The following is a 17,872-nucleotide window of genomic DNA, read 5'->3' on the forward strand; positions in this document are numbered from 1 at the left end:
CTTTCAGCCCTGGTGCGGCCCGGGCGGAGCGGCAGCGACTGCCGGGAACCCCATCTCGTGCACGCCTGTATTCCTAACAGCGTACTAACACAACTGACGATGCAGACAGAGAGTTCCGGGTAAATCTCCGCGCGGCCCGCAGCTAGGCTGGAAGAATGTGCAATCCGCTGACTCCCGCCCCTTTCCGTGTGACCGGCAGCGACGCGGCCGACGGCGGTCCCTCCGGAACCGGCCCGTCCAGCCGGAAAGGGTACCCGCCGGCGCCGGAGCCCTTGCCGGTGCCCGTCATGGACAACCACACGCACCTGGACTTCCCGGGCGCGGACTACTCCCTGGGGGGTCCGGCGGTCAGCATCAAGGACGCCCTCGACGCCGCCGAGGCCGTGGGGGTGCGGGGCGCGGTGCAGGTCGGCTGCGACCTCGAATCCTCCCGGTTCACCGTCCAGGCGGTGGAGCAGGACTCCCGGCTGCTCGGCGCCGTCGCGCTGCACCCCAACGACGCCCCTGCCTACGCCGCCCGCGGCGAGCTGGAGGAGGCCCTAGCCGAAATCGAGGCCCTCGCCTCCCATCCGCGGATCCGGGCCATCGGCGAGACCGGCCTGGACTTCTTCCGCACCGAGGGGGAGGGGCTGGCCCAGCAGCGGTACTCGTTCCGACGCCACATCGACATCGCCAAGCGGCTGGGCCTGACGCTCCAGATCCATGACCGCGACGCCCATAACGACGTCGTTCAGGTGCTTCGTGAAGAAGGGCCCCCGGAGCGAGTGGTCTTCCACTGTTTCTCCGGCGGCGAGGACCTGGCCCGCACCTGCAACAGCGAGGGCTGGTACATGTCCTTCGCCGGGACGGTGACGTTCAAGAACGCGGCGGACCTGCGGGCGGCGCTGGCCATCGCCGAACCCGGCCGGCTGTTGGTCGAGACGGACGCCCCGTTCCTCACCCCCCACCCGCACCGCGGCAGGCCCAACGCCAGCTACATGGTTCCGTACACGGTCCGGGCGATGGCCGAATTGACAGGCCGGGAGCTCTCCGGGCTGTGTGCCCAGCTGGCCGAAAACACCTTGCAGGCGTACGGATCCTGGGACTAAATCCATCCCCCGGCGTCACTCTGGCAACATACCGGGTATGCACAAAATCTTGGCTGGTTTATAACGCTACGGTTACAGTGGTCAACTATTAGCCGGGGTCGGGGAAGGCCTTCGGATAATTTCACTCCCTCCCGGCGCGCACCGCGGTAAACAATCCACGTGTGCGCTCTCGTTTGGGGGTGTGGCGGTACCCGCGTTTTCCGCAAATATCCGGACCCGTCCGGAGCTGCCCTGGGGGTGTTTGCGCAGGGGAGGCGTGGGTGCTTATCCCCGTGCCCGGATGGTCCAAAAGATATGGGCAATCGTGGTCAAGTTCTTCACCTCGGACGGCAAGGTCAGTTTCGTCAAGGTCGGCGCGCAGTTGGTGGTGCTCGTGGCACTCGTGCTGGGCCTCGTCGCCTTCGTTGGCAACAACAAGACGGTCACCCTGAACGTCGACGGCAAAGTGAGCTCCGTCCAGACCTTCGGCGGCACCGTCGGCCAGGTGGTCCGGGGCGCCAAAGTGGAACTGCAGTCCGCCGACAAGGTCTCGCCCTCGGCCGAGTCCCACGTGCAGGACGGATCCGTTATCAACGTCAACCTCGCCAAGGCCGTGAAGGTCAGCGTGGACGGCGCCGAGCGGACCATCAACACCACCGCGCCCACGGTGGAGTCCCTCGTGAGCGAACTCGGCGTCGCCAGCGCCTCGGAAGTTTCCGCCCCCAAGGACGCGCAGCTCGCCGTCTCGGGCTCCTTCGTCAGCATCTCGACGCCGAAATCCGTGACCATCGTCGCCGACGGCAAGGCCACCCAGACCACCACCACCGCGGCCACCGTCGGGAACCTGCTCGCCGACGCCGGCATCAAGCTCGGCGCCAGCGACCGCACCTCGCAGCCGGCCAACGCCCCCGTGGTCAACAACATGGTCGTCAAGGTGTCCCGGGTCGACGCCACCAAGACCGCGGACGCCACCGAGGCCATCCCGTTCGAGACCCTCACCACCGAAGACGCGGCCATGCTCAAGGGAGAGAAGAAGGTCACCCAGGCCGGTGCCGCCGGAAGCATCAGCAAGAGCTTCAAACTCGTGCTGGTGGACGGCCGCGAAGCCTCCCGGACCCTGGTTTCCCAGAACATCACCCTCCAGCCGGTGACCGAAAAGGTCACGGTCGGCACGAAGGAGAAGCCCAAGGCTGAAGCCGCCGCCAACACCGGCGCCGCGGCCCCGGCCATGATGAACGAAGCCATGTGGGACAAGATTGCCCAGTGCGAGTCCGGCGGCAACTGGTCCATCAACAGCGGCAACGGCTACTACGGCGGCCTGCAGTTCGACATCCGCACCTGGGTGGGCTCCGGCGGCGGCGCCTACGCCCCCAACGCCAGCCAGGCCACCAAGGCCCAGCAGATCGACATCGCCAACCGCGTCTACGCCCAGCGCGGCCTGCAGCCCTGGGGCTGCGGCTGGGCGGCGTCCCGCTAGCGCACCCGCTTGGAAATCCCGCGGCGCCTGACCTGCGCCGCGCAGGACTTCGGCTGGCCGTTGAGGCCGGTCCCGGACCCCCGGGGCCGGCCTTCGTGCGTTGCCGCCGCGGGATAGGATACCTAGGTGACTGAACCCACCCCCTCTGCCGCCGTCGAGCCCGCCGGGAAGCTGCCCCCCGGCGCACCCGCGCCCCTCCTTGGCGCCACCGACATCCGCAGGCTGGCCGAGGAAATCGGGGTCCGCCCCACCAAAACGCTGGGCCAAAACTTCGTGATCGACGGCAACACCATCCGGCGCATCGTCGCCGCGGCGGACATCGGCGCGGACGAAACGGTCCTGGAGGTCGGACCGGGCCTCGGCTCGCTGACCCTGGGCCTGCTGGACGCCGCGAAGGCCGTCGTCGCCGTCGAGATCGATCCGGTGCTCGCCGGCAAGCTCCCCGCCACCGTCAGCCGGTGGCGGCCCGACGCCGGGGAAAACTTCCACCTTGTCCTCGCCGACGCGATGAAGGTCACCGAACTTCCGGTCCAGCCGACGGCGCTGGTCGCCAACCTGCCCTACAACGTCGCCGTCCCGGTCGTCCTGCACCTGCTGCAGCACTTCCCGAGCCTGCGGCACGGCCTGGTCATGGTCCAGGACGAAGTTGCCGACCGGCTGGCTGCGCCCCCGGGCTCCAAGACCTACGGCGTCCCGTCGGTCAAGGCGGCCTGGTACAGCGGCATGCGCAAGGCCGGAGTGATCGGGATGAACGTCTTCTGGCCGGCGCCCAAGATCCACTCCGGGCTCGTCGCCTTCACCCGCCGGGAACCGCCGGCCACCACCGCCACCCGCGAAGACGTCTTCGCCGTCATCGACGCGGCCTTCGCCCAGCGGCGCAAGACCCTCCGGGCCGCCCTGGCAGGCTGGGCCGGCAGCGCCGCGGAAGCCGAACGCTGCCTCCGGGCCGCCGGCGTCGATCCCACCGCCCGCGGCGAAGTGCTCGACATTGCCGCCTTTGCCCGGATCGCCGAGGCGCACGCCCGGCCCGCCTCCTGACCGCGGTCCCCGCCGTCGGAGCCGCCGGCCCTGCTTGGAGCCACGGCCTGCCATGCCATAGCGTGGAGCCATGAACGCAGTGAGAGGGCGCTTTTCCGCGAGGACCGTCCGGGTCAAGGCACCCGGCAAGGTCAACGTCTCACTGGACGTAGGGCCGCTGCGCGCCGACGGCTACCACTCGGTGGCCAGCGTCTACCTGGCGGTGTCGCTCTACGAGGAAGTCGCGGCCACCAGCACGGACACCCCCGGGATCACGGTCAGCATCAGCCCGGCCAGCACCCTGGACCTCGACGGCGTCGACATCCCGCTCGACGAGCGCAACCTCGCCTACAAGGCGGCGGCCATTATGGCGGATGTCTCGGAGCATTCCACCGGCGTCCACCTGGAGATCACCAAACGCGTGCCGGTCGCCGGCGGTATGGGCGGCGGATCGGCCGATGCTGCAGCCGCCCTGCTGGCCTGCGACGCGCTCTGGAACAGCGGGCTCTCGCGCGACGAACTGGCCCACCTGGCCGCGGAACTCGGCGCCGACGTGCCGTTCGCGCTGCTCGGAGGCACCGCCGTCGGGCTCGGCGTCGGCGACGAACTCTCGCCCGCCCTGGTCAAGGCGCAGACGGACTGGGTCCTCGTCACCGCCGACTTTGGCCTATCCACGCCGGAGGTGTTCCGCACCCTGGACCGGCTGCGCGCCGCCGAGGGGGTGGAGATCGAGGAGCCCACCTCGGTGGATCCGCGGGTCCTCGCGGCCCTCCGCGGCGGCGACGCCGACGCGCTGAGCAGGGTCCTCGTCAACGACCTGCAGCGCGCCTCGATTGAACTGGCCCCCGGGCTGCGCGACGTGCTGGGCCTCGGCGAATCCAGCGGCGCGATCGCCGGCCTCGTCTCCGGCTCCGGGCCCACGGTGGCGCTGCTGGCCCACGGCGCGGCGGCCGCCGAGTCCCTTGCCGGGGAGTTGCGGCATCACGGCCTCGACGCCCTGGCGGTCCACGGGCCGGTGCACGGCGCCCGCATCATCTCCGATACGCTCCTTTAATAGCTTTCGCCGCAGCGGCGGCAAAACCACCCCGCGCCATCAGCGCCCTCAGCTCCACCATTACCTCTAGGAAAGCAGTTCCCCGTGGCACACCTGCTCGGCGGCGAGAACCTCACGGTCTCGTACGCAACCCGTACCGTCCTCGATGGCATTACCCTCGGCCTTGAAGAGGGGGACCGGATCGGCATGGTGGGCCGCAACGGCGACGGTAAGTCCACCCTCATGCGGCTGCTCGCCATGCGCTCCACCCCGGACTCGGGCCGGGTGACCAAGCGCAGCGAGGTCAACATCGGCTACCTGGACCAGAGCGACGTGCTCGACGGCGACCTCACCGTCGGTGCCGCGATCGTCGGGGACCAGGCCGACTACGAATGGGCCAGCAACCCGCGGATCCGCGAGGTCATGGGCGGCCTGGTGTCCGACGTCGACTGGCACGCCAACGTGCACGCGCTCTCCGGCGGCCAGAAGCGGCGTGTGGCGCTGGCCAAGCTGCTGATCGAGGACCACGACGTCATCATGCTCGACGAGCCCACCAACCACCTCGACGTCGAAGGCGTCGCGTGGCTCTCCCGGCACCTGAAGACCCGCTGGCGGCCCAACCAGGGCGCCTTCCTCGTGGTCACCCACGACCGCTGGTTCCTCGACGAAGTCTGCAACAAGACCTGGGAAATCCACGACGGCATCATGGACCCGTTCGACGGCGGCTACGCCGCCTACGTCCTGGCCCGCGCCGAACGCGACCGGTCCGCGTCCGTAATGGAAAGCAAGCGCCAGCAGCTGGTCAAGAAGGAACTCGCCTGGCTGCGCCGCGGTGCCCCGGCCCGCACCGCCAAGCCCAAGTTCCGGATCGAGGCCGCCAACGCCCTGATCGCCGACGTCCCGGAGCCGCGCGACTCGACGGCGCTGAGCAAGATGGCCACCGCGCGGCTCGGCAAGGACGTGCTGGACCTGGAAAACGTCTCGCTGGACTTCCTCGGCGGCTCCGCCGGGCAGAAGCTCTTCGACAACATCACGCTCCGGCTGGCCCCCGGTGAGCGGCTCGGCCTGGTGGGTGTCAACGGTGCCGGCAAGACCACCCTGCTCAAGCTGCTCAACGGCGAGATCCAGCCGACGTCCGGGAAGGTCAAGCGCGGCAAGACCGTGGTCACCGCGGTCCTCAGCCAGGAGGTCAAGGAGCTCGACGACGTCTCGGACCTGCGGGTGATCGAGGTGATCGAGCGCGAAAAGCGTTCCTTCAACGTCGGCGGCAAGGAATTCACCGCCGGCCAGATCGTGGAGCAGCTCGGCTTCACCAACGAGAAGCAGTGGACCCCTGTCAGGGACCTTTCCGGCGGTGAACGACGGCGGCTCCAGCTCCTGCGCCTGCTCGTGGGGGAGCCGAACGTGCTGATGCTGGACGAGCCCACCAACGACCTCGACACCGACACGCTGGCCGCCGTCGAAGACGTGCTGGACGGCTGGCCGGGCACCCTTGTGGTGGTCAGCCACGACCGCTACCTGCTTGAACGCGTCACGGACCACCAGATGGCGCTGCTCGGCGACGGCAAGATCCGCGCCCTGCCGCGCGGCGTGGACCAGTACCTTGAGCTGCGCGAGTCGGCGATGGCCGGCTCCACCATCACCGGCGGCGGCAACCCGGTCACCGCCGCCAGCGGCAGTTCCGCCCCGGCCGCGTCCGGCCCCTCGGAGGCCGAGAAGCGCGACGCCCGCAAGGCCAAGAACCGGATCGACCGCCAGTTGGGCAAACTGACCCAGCAGGAAGACAAGATCCACGCCCAGATGGTCAAGAGCACCGCGGACAACGACTTCGACGCCATGGCCGAGCTGAACAAGAAGCTGAAAACCCTCGCCGAAGAACGCGAAGCCCTCGAACTCGAGTGGCTCGAGGCCCTCGAAGTCCTCGGCGAATAGCGCGCCGCGGCGGTTGGGTTGGGCCGGGTTGGGTGCCGCAGCCGGCCCTTCCACGTCGCTTAGACACAGCGCATCGGAGCCCTACGGTCGCTGGGCGACCTCCGGACCCCGAGGCGCTGCGATGCGCTCCTTTCGGAAGGACCGCCTCCGGCGCTCGGAGCGTCACCATACTGCGCGAACAGTTCCCGAACGCAACTGTCGGCAAAGGCGGCGGGGGACCTTTTCCTCGCGGGGCGATTGTCCCCAAACGGAACTCTCGGCCACCGCGGGAGGGGACCGTCTCCAAGTTAGGTGGTTGGCTGTACCGGAACGGAACTCTTGGCAATAGCGGCGCGGGGGTTCTTCGCGTAGTCGCGCATCGCGGTGCAACGGGCTCCGAAGGTCGCCCAGCGACCGTAGGGGCCTGTTGCGCCGTGTCTAAGCGACGGCGAAGGGCCGCTGCGCTGCGAAGGTGACCCCTAAGATGAGCCTCAGTCCTCGGTTTTCAGCTCCGGTTCCTTGCTCAGGCCGGTGAGGCCGTTCCAGGCGAGGTTCACCAGGTGCGCGGCGACTTCGCGTTTGTCGGGCGTCCGGCTGTCCTGCCACCACTGGCCGGTCATCGCGACCATCCCCACCAGCATCTGGGCGTACATGGCGCCGTCGGCCGCACTGAAACCGCGGCGGGCGAACTCGTCGGCCAGGATGTACTCGACGCGTGCCGCCACCTGCGAGAGCAACGTGGAGAATGCGCCTTCGGGCTGCGACGGCGGCGCGTCGCGCATCAGGATGCGGAAGCCGTCCGTGCGGTCCTCGATGTAGCCCAGCAGTGCGAGGGCGGCCCGCTCGACCAGGACGCGCGGCTTGGCTTCCGTGGACAGGGCGTCGTTGATGGAGCCGAGCAGGATCCGGAACTCGCACTCCACCACCTGGGTGTACAGGCCTTCCTTGGAGCCGAAGTGCTCGTAGATCACCGGCTTCGAAACGCCCGCGGCGGAGGCAATCTCCTCGATGGTCGTGCCGTCCAGGCCGCGGAGGGCGAAGAGGCCACGGCCGACGCCGATCAGCTGGGTGCGGCGCTGCGGGCCGGTCATCCGGGCCCTGGGGATGTGGCCGGGGGACCGCACCGGCCTGCCGGTGAAGTGGTCCGCCCCTCCGGACACGCCTGCGCTGTTGCTCACAGCACCATCATGCCCTACGGGCCCAGCACTCGGCCGCCGCACCCGGGCCCCGGCGCCCCGCCCACCGCCCCCGGGCGCCGGGTCGCACGAGCAACATCCTTCGTGGCAGAATTGACTCTTGTGCCACAGGCTTGACGCCCGGGCACGGTCCGCTCTGGTGTAATGGCAGCACCCCGGCCTTTGGAGCCGTGGAGTATAGGTTCGAGTCCTATGGGCGGAACTGCCGCGGGCGGCCGCGGCCGGCGGAACCGGTCCGACGGGAGTCCAGTAGGATGAAGAGGATGCCGCGGCCGGAACGTGGTCCGGCTCGGCCGCGCGGAGCCGGCAACGAGGTAGACCACCTGGCTGTCGTCCACGGGCCAACTGAGATCGACCGAGCAGCGGCACTGAGTCAGGCCACTGAGCAAGGAGAGCCCGTACGTGAGCCCCGAGAACACCGGCCCCGCCGCCGTCATTGTCCTAGCTGCAGGTGCCGGTACCCGGATGAAATCCCGTACCCCCAAGATCCTCCACGAAATCGGCGGACGCTCCCTCGTCGGCCACGCACTGAACGCCGCCCGCTCGCTCCAGCCGCGCGAACTCGCCCTGGTGGTCCGGCACGAACGTGACCAGGTCGCCGCGCACATCGCCGCGCTCGACCCGCAGGCGCTGATCGTCGACCAGGACGCGGTGCCCGGCACCGGGCGCGCCGTCGAAGCCGCCCTCGAGGCCCTCGACGCGCAGCACCCCCAGGCGCAGCTGGCCGGAACCGTCGTCGTGACCTACGGCGACGTGCCCCTGCTCACCGGCGGACTGCTCGCCGAACTTGTCGCCGCGCACGAGGCGGAGGGCAACGCCGTCACCGTCCTCACCGCCGTCCTCGACGACGCCACCGGCTACGGCCGCATCCTCCGCGCCGACGACGGCACCGTGACCGGCATCCGCGAACACAAGGACGCCAGCGACGCCGAGCGCGGGATCCGCGAAATCAACTCCGGTATCTACGCCTTCGACGCCGCCGTGCTGCGGGACGCCCTCGCCCACGTCACCACCGACAACGCCCAGGGCGAAAAATACCTGACCGACGTCCTCGCCCTGGCCCGCGCCGCCGGCGGTCGCGTCGCCGCCGTCGTCACCGAAGACCGCTGGCAGGTCGAAGGCGCCAACGACCGCGTCCAGCTCTCCGCCCTCGGCGCCGAACACAACCGCCGCACCGTCGAAGCCTGGATGCGCGCCGGCGTCACCGTCGTAGACCCCGCCACCACCTGGATCGACGCCACCGTCACACTCGACGAGGACGTCCGCCTGCTGCCCAACACCCAGCTGCACGGCGCCACCACGGTGGCGCGCGACGCCGTCGTCGGCCCCGACACCACCCTGACCGACGTCCAGGTGGGGGAGGGCGCCACGGTGATCCGCACCCACGGCTCCGGCTCGCGCATCGGCGCGAACGCCAGCGTCGGCCCCTTCACCTACCTGCGCCCCGGCACCGTCCTGGGCGAGACCGGCAAGATCGGCGCGTTCTACGAAACGAAGAACGTCACGATCGGCCGCGGCTCCAAGCTCTCCCACCTCGGCTACGCCGGCGACGCCGAGATCGGCGAGGACACCAACATCGGCTGCGGGAACATCACGGCCAACTACGACGGCGAGAAGAAGCACCGCACGGTCATCGGCTCCGGCGTCCGCACCGGCTCCAACACCGTGTTCGTCGCCCCGGTCCGGGTCGGCGACGGCGCATACAGCGGCGCCGGCGCCGTGATCCGCAGCGACGTGCCCGCCGGCGCCCTGGCCCTGTCCCTGGCCAAGCAGCGCAACGCCGAGGGCTGGGTCGCGGCGAACCGCCCGGGCTCCCTCTCCGCCGCGCTGGCCGAAGCCGCCGGCGCCACCCCGACATCCTCCACTACTCCGGCATCGACAGAACAGGGCTAGCAATCATGAGCGAAATTACGGCACACGGCGAGAAGAAGCTGGTACTTGCCGCCGGGCGCGCGCACCCGGAGCTGGCGCGCGAGATCGCCAAGGAGCTGGGCACCGAGCTGCTGCCGCTGGACGCCTACGACTTCGCCAACGGCGAGATCTACGTCCGGGCCGGCGAGAGTGTCCGCGGCACCGACGCCTTCGTCATCCAGGCACACCCGGCCCCGCTGAACAACTGGCTCATGGAGCAGCTGATCATGATCGATTCGCTCAAGCGGGCCTCCGCCAAGCGCATCACCGTGGTCTCGCCGTTCTACCCCTACGCCCGCCAAGACAAAAAGGGCCGCGGCCGCGAGCCGATCTCCGCCCGCCTGGTCGCCGATCTGTACAAGACCGCCGGCGCCGACCGGATCATGAGCGTTGACCTGCACACCTCGCAGATCCAGGGCTTCTTCGACGGCCCCGTGGACCACCTGATGGCCATCCCGCTCCTCGCCGACTACATCCGCACCCGGGTGGGCTCGGACAACATCACCGTCGTCTCCCCGGACACCGGCCGCGTCCGCGTCGCCGAGCAGTGGGCCGAGCGCCTCGGCGGCGCCCCGCTGGCCTTCGTGCACAAGAGCCGGGACCTCACCGTGCCCAACCAAGCGGTCTCCAAGACCGTGGTGGGCCAGATCGAGGGCCGCACCTGCGTGCTGATCGACGACATGATCGACACCGGCGGAACCATCTCCGGCGCCGTCCAGGTGCTCAAGAACGCCGGCGCCAAGGACGTTATCATCGCCGCCACCCACGCGGTCTTCTCCGACCCGGCGTCCCAGCGCCTCGCCGAGTCGGGCGCCCGCGAAGTCGTGGTCACCAACACGCTGCCGATCTCCGCGAACAAGCACTTCCCGCAGCTCACCGTGCTCTCCATCGCCCCGCTGATCGCCCGCGCGATCCGCGAGGTGTTCGACGACGGCTCCGTGACCAGCCTCTTCGACGGCAACGCGTAGCAGCTGCCGGGCCGGGCCCCGTTTCGCGACGGGGCCCGGCACTGCTAGACTCGATCCCGATACCTTGGCGAGGGAGAGCGCCGGCTGAACAGCCGGAGTGCTGGTCTCCGTTATCGACTGGGTCTGAAACTCCCTTCTGAAGGGGCGGCCATGCCGCCCGGCGTTGAAGGTCGCTGACAGACCTCCGCCCTTGCCGAACACCGTTCGTCCCAGAGGAGACACCCATGTCTGAGCAGAAGCTCGCAGCAGAAGTACGCACCGAATTCGGCAAGGGCTTTGCCCGCCGCGCCCGCATGGCCAACCAGATCCCCGCCGTCATCTACGGCCACGGCGCCGAGCCGATCCACATCACCCTGCCGGCGAAGGCCACCACCCTGGCCGTCCGCACCGCCAACGCCCTGCTGTCCCTGGACATCAACGGCGAAGAGCACCTCGCCCTGGTCAAGGACATCCAGCGCAACCCGATCAAGCAGATCATCGAGCACCTCGACCTGCTGACCGTCCGCAAGGGCGAGAAGGTCACCGTCGACGTCCCCGTCCACGTTACCGGCGAGGTCGCCCCGGGCAACGTCCACAACCTGGAGATGACCACCCTCTCGCTCGAGGCCGAGGCAACCCACCTGCCGACCGCCATCGAGGTCAGCATCGACGGCCGCGCCGCCGGCGAGCACATCCACGCCTCCGACGTCGTGCTGCCCAAGGGCACCGTCCTGCTGACCGACGCCGAAGCCCTGGTCGTGAACATCTCCGAGGCCGTCGAAATCCTCGAGGAAGAAGAGACCACGGAGGAGGCTGCCCCGGCCGAAGGCGCCGAAGGTGCCGAAGCCGAAGAGACCCCCGAGGCTGCTGCCGAGTAATTCCGGCGTATTCTCAGGTGGCCGGGTCCCGATGGGGCCCGGCCGCCGTCGTCTCCGCTCCCGCCGCCCTGACCCGCCGCCTATTAAAAGGATGGATCCATGACCGACAGCTGGCTGATCGTAGGCCTCGGCAACCCGGGCACCGAATACGCCCACAACCGGCACAACGTCGGCCAGATGGTGCTCGATGAACTCTCCGCCCGGGTCGGCGGCGGCTTCAAGTCGCACAAGTCCCGTGCCCAGGTCCTCGAAGGCAGGCTCGGCATCGGCGGCCCGCGCGTGGTGCTGGCCAAGCCCCTGAGTTACATGAATGTCTCCGGCGGCCCGGTCTCCGCACTCGCGAAGTTCTACGACGTCGACCCCGCCCACATCATTGCCGTCCACGACGAGATCGACATTCCTTTTAATACGGTCAAACTGAAGATCGGCGGCGGCGAAGGCGGCCACAACGGCCTCCGCGATATCTCCAAGGCGCTGGCCACCAAGGACTACCTGCGGGTCCGCGTCGGGGTGGGCCGGCCGCCGGGCCGGATGGACACCGCGGATTTTGTGCTGCGGGACTTCGCGACGGCGGAGAAGAAGGAGCTGCCGTTCCTGATCGACACCGCCGCCGACGCCGTCGAGGCGCTGGTCCGGGACGGGCTGCAGGCTGCGCAGCAGAAGTTCCACCCCGCGAAGGCGACCTAGCCGGCGCCGGCCGGGTTTCCTTTCCAAGCGTCCGCTGTGCCGCTATGATCTGTCTACTCTCTTGTCGGGGGATAGGGTTACGCTACTTCTAGGCGGACGGAGACGGGTTTGCCGTCCGCAAAGCGGTACAAAGGAAACTAGATGTCGAGGGATTCGCTGGGCTGGGGGAATGTTTCCATTACATTGGCGCCCGCCGAAGATCAGCACGCCGCGGGGCCGGTGAATAGACACGCGTGGTCAGGACTGGCCCGCGGAGCAGACGCCGACCGTGTCCGGGCTGCCCTTATCGCGCCCGAGAGCATGGGCGTGGTCATCACCGGGGACCGCGGCGTCGGCAAATCCCTGGTCGGGCGCAGCGCCCTCGCCGGCTTCGGCCCCGACGTCTACACCCTGCAGCTGCGCACCTCCGGACCCGGCGCCGCCACTCCTTACGGCTGCCTCGCGTTCACCCTCGCCCGCCTTCCGCAGAGCTCGCTCGGCTCGCCGACGGCGATCCTGCACGGGATCACCTCGCTGATCCGCAACGACGCGGCGGGACGCAAATGCGTGATCCTGGTGGACAACGCGGCGTCCCTTGACGAGCAAAGCACCGGGGTGCTGCTTAACCTGCTGCAGACCGGCACCGCCCGGCTGATCGCCACCGCGCAGCGCGCCACCGACCTTCCCCCCGACTTCTACTGGCTCATCACCTCCGGGCAGCTCGCCGAAGTCCGGCTCGCCAGCATGACCGAGATCGAAACCCGCGAGGTGCTCCAGGCCGCGCTGGGGCACCGGGTGTCAACCGCCCTGGCCAGCCAGATGCACGAGCTGGTCGGCGGCAGCCCCACCCTCCTGCAGGCCGTCGTCTCCGAGCAGATCGAACGCGGCAACCTGGTGCTCTCCGGTTCGGTCTGGACCCTCCTCGACGAGGTCGTACTCGACGGCAAAACCGCCCTGGAGGACATCGTCAGGGCGCGCTACGCCCGGGAGTCGCCCGAGGCCCGCGAAGTCATCGAGGTGCTCTCCTGCGCCCGCTGCATGTCCCTGTCGAGGCTGGCCAGGATGTACGGGCCGGGACTGATCGCGGACATGGAGGACGCGGGCCAGATCGTCGTTGACCGCACCGACCGGCACTTCGTGACGCTCGGTGACCGGTATCTGGGCGACATCGTGCGGAACTGGCTCAGCGTGGAGCGGCGGCTTGAGCTGCGCGACAAGGTCCCCGGCCACCAGGAGGACGAGCTCGGGGAACTCACGGTGGAGGACCTGCTCGCCTACGCGGCGTGGACGCACGACTGCCACGCCGAGCTGGCGCCGGCCCACGCGCTGGCTGCCGCCCAGGCCGCGGTCCGGCTCTTCGATCCGAAATTCGCGCTCAAATGCGCCGGCAGCATCGCACCCGGCGACAGTGAATGGCCCGCGGGGCAGCTGCAGAAGGCCGCCGCGTACCTGCAGCTTGGCCTGCCGCTGCAGGCGATGTCCGCCCTCGACGACGTCACCGAGGCGCAGATCAACGACCTCGCCCCCGAGGCCTTTGCCGAGCTGATCGCGGCCAAGGCCGACTGCATGGCCTGGCTGGAGGACCGGAGCGGGAAGGTTCCGGAGCTCATCCGGCAGGCCCGGCTGCGGCTTCAGGAGTTCCGCCGCGAAGATGGCGACGCGGACGCGCTGGCCCGCGCCGGCCTGTGCCTTGACCTCTGCGAGTTCAACTACCTGTCCTTCATCGGCGATTACCAGCCCATGATGGACCGGCTTGCTGCCGCCGCGGCGAGTGCCGATACCGACGCCATCGACCCGGTCCACCGGCTGCGCACCTCGATCATCCTGATGGAGGCCCTGTGCCTGACGGGCAAGGAACTGCAGGCCCGGGAGCTGATGCGCGACATCGGCGGACGGCTCGTTGAATGGGCCAACGTCCCGCGGATCCGGGAGAACTTCGCCTGGCGTTCCTTCAACGTCCTGCTCCTCTCCGGCCAGTGGCGGCAGAGCATCGACATGCTCAAGGACGCGAGCGGGCGCGCCGGGCATGGCCTGCACTCCGGCAGCGCCGCCACCGACCTCGCCGTCGGACTCGCCTACGTGTACGCCGGCCGCGGCCACCTGGCCCTGGACCCGCTGCTGGCCGCGATCGCCCAGCTTGAAGTCAGGACCAGCCTGCATGCGCTGCGCCAGGCCTACGCCGCCACCGCCTTTGCCTACGCGCAGATGGGGAACTCCGTGCAGGCCACGGTCTACCTGGACCGCGCCCGGTCCGCGGACGGTCCGGCGCGCTTCGTCGTCAGCAGTTCGGCCGAGTTCTGCATGGACATGACCTCCCGCTGGCTGGGCGACCCTGACGCGAAGGACCGGCTGGTCCACGCCGCCGAGCGGCACTTCCGGAACGGGCTCTACACCCTGGCGGGCATCAGTATGTTCGGCGCGACCGTCAACGGCACCGTCAAGGACTTCCAGTTCCTGGAGGAGATCGCTGCGCTGCGGGAGGGCCCGCTGGCGGAGCTGTCCCGGGTGGTGGCGGTCGGCAGCCGCAAAAAGGACGCCGTGACCATGCTTGAAGCGGCCGAACTCGCCGCCGCCTTGGAGCTCGACGCTGTACAGGCCAGGTGCGCGGCCCTCGCCTTTGATTTTGCCAAGGCCGCCGGGCTGGCCGGCAGCGCCACGGCAGCGCACAGCATGCTGGAATCCTTGTCCGACTCGGTGCCGGCCTTGCCGGTCGTTCCGCACAACAAGGGTCCGCTGCTGACCGAGCGGGAGCGGCAAATCGCGGCCCTTGCCGGCAACGGTGTTTCCAACAAAGACATCGCCCTGGAAGTGGGCATCTCGGTTCGGACAGTGGAGGGGCACTTGTACCAGGTATTCACGAAGCTCGGAGTGTCCTCGCGGAGTGATCTGCTTGGACTCATCTAGGGTCCGCGCAGCCGCTCCCGGCGAAGCCCGGCAGGGTGTCCTGACCGGACGCTCGGAAGACCTCTCATCGGCGGTGGAGGCACTTCAGGGCGGCACACACGTCGCCGTGCTGCTGCTCGGTGACCACGGGATCGGCAAATCGCAGCTGATGGAGGCCGTGGCCGAGGAGCTTCGCGGCCAGGTGACGCCGGTCCGTCTGCACGGGAGCCCGGCGCTGAGCCACGTACCGTACGGTGTGCTCGCACCGTTCATCGTGGGCCTGCCCGTGGAGGACGCCACCTCCCAGCTGGCCGTGCTTCGGACCTTCTGGAGCTACCTGGAAGGGCAGCGGCGGACAACGCAGAAGCCGCTGCTGCTGATCGTCGACGACGCCCACGACCTCGATGAGGCAACGGCGGGAGTGCTGGTGGAACTCGCCGCCGCCGGCTGGGCCAAGCTGCTGGTCGGCGCGGCGGCCCGCCCGGGTGTGCCCGAGCCGCTCCTGCAGCTCTGGTTCGAGGGCATCGCCGAACGGCACGACCTGCGCCCGCTCACCCGGGAACAAACGACCGAAATCCTGGCGGACCGGCTCGGCCCCCAGGTCCTGCCCAATGTCGCCGAGGTGCTCTGGGAGGCCTCCGGCGGCAACCCGCTGCTGCTGGGCTGCCTGGTGGACGACGCGATCAGCGACGGGACGCTGCTGCAGCGCAACGGGGTGTGGCTGCTCGCCCGCCCGCTGAACAGCCACGGCGAACGGCTCACCGACGTCGTCCGCCGCCAGCTGCTGCGGCGCCCGGCCGAAGAACGCAAGGCACTGAACCTCGTGGCGCTGGCCGAGCCCGTGTCCAAGGCCCTGATCGAGGCCATGGTGGACGAAGCCACCGTCGCCGGGCTGGTCGAACAGGAACTCCTCCGCATCTCCGAGGGCGCCGAGCCCGAACTGCGGCTCTGGCACACCATCTACGGCGACACCCTGCGGAACCTGGTTTCCCCCGCCCGCAGCCTGCAGCTGCGCCAGAGCCTGCTGCGGCTGATGGACCGGGAACCGGCCTCGGCCGAGGGGCTGCTGCGCCAGGTGAGCTGGTCGATGGAATGCGGCCTCGAGGTCGAGGACCGCCAGCTGCTCCGGGCCGCGATCCTGGCCGGCAGGCTCTTCCAGGACGACCTGGCCCGCAAGGCTGCCTCGCGGGTCAAGGACCCGGAACTGCAGCTCGCGGCCCGGGCGGTGATCGCACGGACGTATTACAACACCTCCAACCACGCGGCGGCGCGGGACATCCTGGAGGCGGATTTTGCCAAGGGACGTACCGTGGACAGCCTGCTGACAGGCTCACTGCTGTGGGCGGCGGTCCTCTCCGCGCTCGGGCATACTCCGGCGGACATCATGCACCGGGCCGAGGCGCTGCTCCACGCCGGCGAACGGCTGGCCGCGGACAACCCCGCCGACGCCGAGGGCATCCACGCGGCGACGCGGGAGCGGGTGCGGACGATCCGCGCCATGGTCCTGGCCCTTGCCGGCGACGCCGAGGCTGCCGGGGCGGCCGGCGGCGATGCGGCGGCCCAGGACGGGGGCCAGCCTCCGACCAGCAACCTCGAGAGGGCCTTCGGGCTGGCGCTGGAAGCGGAACAACTCCTGCTCGCGGGCAAACCGGACAGCGCCTACGCGGTGGCGGGGGGAGTGNGGCGATGCGGCGGCCCAGGACGGGGGCCAGCCTCCGACCAGCAACCTCGAGAGGGCCTTCGGGCTGGCGCTGGAAGCGGAACAACTCCTGCTCGCGGGCAAACCGGACAGCGCCTACGCGGTGGCGGCCGCCGCACTGGCGGCGGCCGGGACCGACCACGACGAACTGTACTTCCTCTCCGATTTCCTGGTGGTCCGCGCCGTCACGGCGGCGATCCACGGCGGGGACTGGGGCGCCGCGGACAGTCTGCTCGAGGGCTTTGTGGCGGGGTTTGGGCCCAGCTTGATCACCTTCGGCGGCGGCGTCCACACCGCCGCCGGGATCGTCCTGCTCTACCAGGGCCGGGCCGCCGAGGCCAAGCGCACGCTGCGGGCAGCCCTCGAAGCGCTGCGGCTGGCCGACCCCCAGCAGCTGTTTTCGCTGACCGCCGCGATGGCGTTCGCCGCCGCCGCCGACGCCGGCTTCACGGAAAAGGCCGCCGGGTTCCTGGCGGACTACGAATCCGCCCGCCCGCCTGTCTCCCGCTACCTGCGATCCCTCGCCGCCATGGCCGTGGTGTACGGCAAAGCCCGGCTCGGCGGCTACCGCCGCGCGGCGGAGGAACTGCAGCGGCTCGGAAACCCCGTCGGGGATGGCAGCACTGCGGGGCTGGAGTTCGATGCGCTGGCCTTCCGGCTGGCGCTCGGCGACCCGGACGCGGCGGTGCGGCTGCGCGAACTGAAACCGGAACTGGAGGGCCGCCGGGCGCGAGCCGTCTGCGGTTACGCCGCGGCGATCGGATCCGGTCTCCCCGGGGGGCTGCTCGACGCGGCCAAGACCTGCGAGGAGGCCGAACTGTGGGGCTTTGCGGCCCTGGCGTACGGCGACGCCGCCACGGCCTACCATGCCGCCGGCGACAGCTTGCGGGAGCGGATGGCGGCGGCCCAACGGCAGCGCTGCCGTGACCGTGCCGACAGCGCTTCCGGGGAGGAGCCGGCCGGCCAGGATGACACCCTCGGACTCCTGACCCGCCGGGAACGCGACATTGTGGCGCTGGCTGTCCGGGGCCTGAGTGACCGGCAGATTGCCGCCGATCTGCAGGTTTCGGTCCGCACCGTTGAGGGCCACCTGTACCGCAGCTACGCCAAGCTCAACGTCAAAGGACGCGAGGAGTTGCGCCGAATGGCCGAGGAGTAGGTGGTGCCTGCCCGGCCGGGGCGCGCTA

13 protein-coding genes, 1 tRNA gene and 1 pseudogene are annotated in these 17,872 nt (G+C 69.6%); 13 read left to right on the forward strand and 2 right to left on the reverse strand.

Annotated elements, in window-relative coordinates:
- Positions 1–155 precede the first annotated feature (155 nt).
- The 5 genes from ABLI39_RS06030 to ABLI39_RS06050 all read left to right on the forward strand — a co-directional run bounded on the left by ABLI39_RS06030 (position 156) and on the right by ABLI39_RS06050 (position 6,526).
- Entirely contained in the window at positions 156–1,088 is a 933-nt protein-coding gene (locus ABLI39_RS06030; protein ID WP_349412528.1) for a TatD family hydrolase, read from the forward strand.
- A 280-nt stretch (positions 1,089–1,368) separates the two neighbouring features.
- On the forward strand, positions 1,369–2,544 hold the full coding sequence (locus ABLI39_RS06035) for a resuscitation-promoting factor (protein WP_349412529.1): 1,176 nt from the start codon (positions 1,369–1,371) through the stop codon (positions 2,542–2,544).
- A 126-nt stretch (positions 2,545–2,670) separates the two neighbouring features.
- Complete coding sequence (rsmA, locus tag ABLI39_RS06040; protein WP_502935194.1) at positions 2,671–3,582, forward strand: 16S rRNA (adenine(1518)-N(6)/adenine(1519)-N(6))-dimethyltransferase RsmA; 912 nt, start codon at positions 2,671–2,673, stop codon at positions 3,580–3,582.
- Between the two features lie 70 nt (positions 3,583–3,652).
- Complete coding sequence (locus tag ABLI39_RS06045) at positions 3,653–4,615, forward strand: 4-(cytidine 5'-diphospho)-2-C-methyl-D-erythritol kinase (protein WP_349412530.1); 963 nt, start codon at positions 3,653–3,655, stop codon at positions 4,613–4,615.
- Positions 4,616–4,699: 84 nt separating this feature from the next.
- Positions 4,700–6,526, forward strand: coding sequence for an ABC-F family ATP-binding cassette domain-containing protein (locus ABLI39_RS06050; RefSeq protein WP_349412531.1), 1,827 nt, complete (start codon positions 4,700–4,702; stop codon positions 6,524–6,526).
- Between the two features lie 470 nt (positions 6,527–6,996).
- Here the strand turns inward: ABLI39_RS06050 and ABLI39_RS06055 are convergent, their stop codons facing one another.
- Positions 6,997–7,596 carry a TetR/AcrR family transcriptional regulator gene (locus ABLI39_RS06055; protein ID WP_349412656.1) on the reverse strand — a complete coding sequence of 200 codons (600 nt, stop codon included), beginning with the start codon at positions 7,594–7,596 and terminating at the stop codon, positions 6,997–6,999.
- Positions 7,597–7,831: 235 nt separating this feature from the next.
- Here ABLI39_RS06055 and ABLI39_RS06060 point away from each other — a divergent pair.
- The 7 genes and pseudogenes from ABLI39_RS06060 to ABLI39_RS17405 form a co-directional block, all read left to right on the forward strand.
- Positions 7,832–7,903, forward strand: a tRNA-Gln gene (locus ABLI39_RS06060).
- A 200-nt stretch (positions 7,904–8,103) separates the two neighbouring features.
- A complete protein-coding gene (gene glmU, locus ABLI39_RS06065) occupies positions 8,104–9,594 on the forward strand; it encodes a bifunctional UDP-N-acetylglucosamine diphosphorylase/glucosamine-1-phosphate N-acetyltransferase GlmU (RefSeq protein ID WP_349412532.1) in 1,491 nt (496 codons plus the stop codon).
- Between the two features lie 5 nt (positions 9,595–9,599).
- Positions 9,600–10,580, forward strand: a complete 981-nt coding sequence (locus ABLI39_RS06070) for a ribose-phosphate diphosphokinase (protein WP_138769945.1) — start codon at positions 9,600–9,602, stop codon at positions 10,578–10,580.
- A gap of 224 nt (positions 10,581–10,804) precedes the next feature.
- Positions 10,805–11,437, forward strand: a complete 633-nt coding sequence (locus ABLI39_RS06075; protein ID WP_349412533.1) for a 50S ribosomal protein L25/general stress protein Ctc — start codon at positions 10,805–10,807, stop codon at positions 11,435–11,437.
- Positions 11,438–11,536: 99 nt separating this feature from the next.
- Entirely contained in the window at positions 11,537–12,124 is a 588-nt protein-coding gene (gene pth / locus ABLI39_RS06080) for an aminoacyl-tRNA hydrolase (RefSeq protein ID WP_349412534.1), read from the forward strand.
- A gap of 141 nt (positions 12,125–12,265) precedes the next feature.
- The gene (locus tag ABLI39_RS06085) at positions 12,266–15,007 is read left to right on the forward strand and encodes a helix-turn-helix transcriptional regulator (protein WP_502935195.1); all 2,742 of its coding nucleotides are present in this window, start codon (positions 12,266–12,268) and stop codon (positions 15,005–15,007) included.
- Between the two features lie 73 nt (positions 15,008–15,080).
- Positions 15,081–15,374, forward strand: a pseudogene (locus ABLI39_RS17405) (helix-turn-helix transcriptional regulator); the annotation flags it as partial.
- A 942-nt stretch (positions 15,375–16,316) separates the two neighbouring features.
- Here ABLI39_RS17405 and ABLI39_RS06095 read toward each other — a convergent pair.
- On the reverse strand, positions 16,317–16,616 hold the full coding sequence (locus ABLI39_RS06095; protein WP_349412536.1) for a hypothetical protein: 300 nt from the start codon (positions 16,614–16,616) through the stop codon (positions 16,317–16,319).
- Positions 16,617–16,788: 172 nt separating this feature from the next.
- On the opposite strand from ABLI39_RS06095, the gene ABLI39_RS06100 reads away from it, so the two are divergent.
- Positions 16,789–17,844 carry a helix-turn-helix transcriptional regulator gene (locus ABLI39_RS06100; protein ID WP_349412537.1) on the forward strand — a complete coding sequence of 352 codons (1,056 nt, stop codon included), beginning with the start codon at positions 16,789–16,791 and terminating at the stop codon, positions 17,842–17,844.
- Positions 17,845–17,872 lie beyond the last annotated feature (28 nt).

Source organism: Pseudarthrobacter sp. B907 (genome assembly GCF_040137805.1).
Lineage (GTDB): Bacteria > Actinomycetota > Actinomycetes > Actinomycetales > Micrococcaceae > Arthrobacter.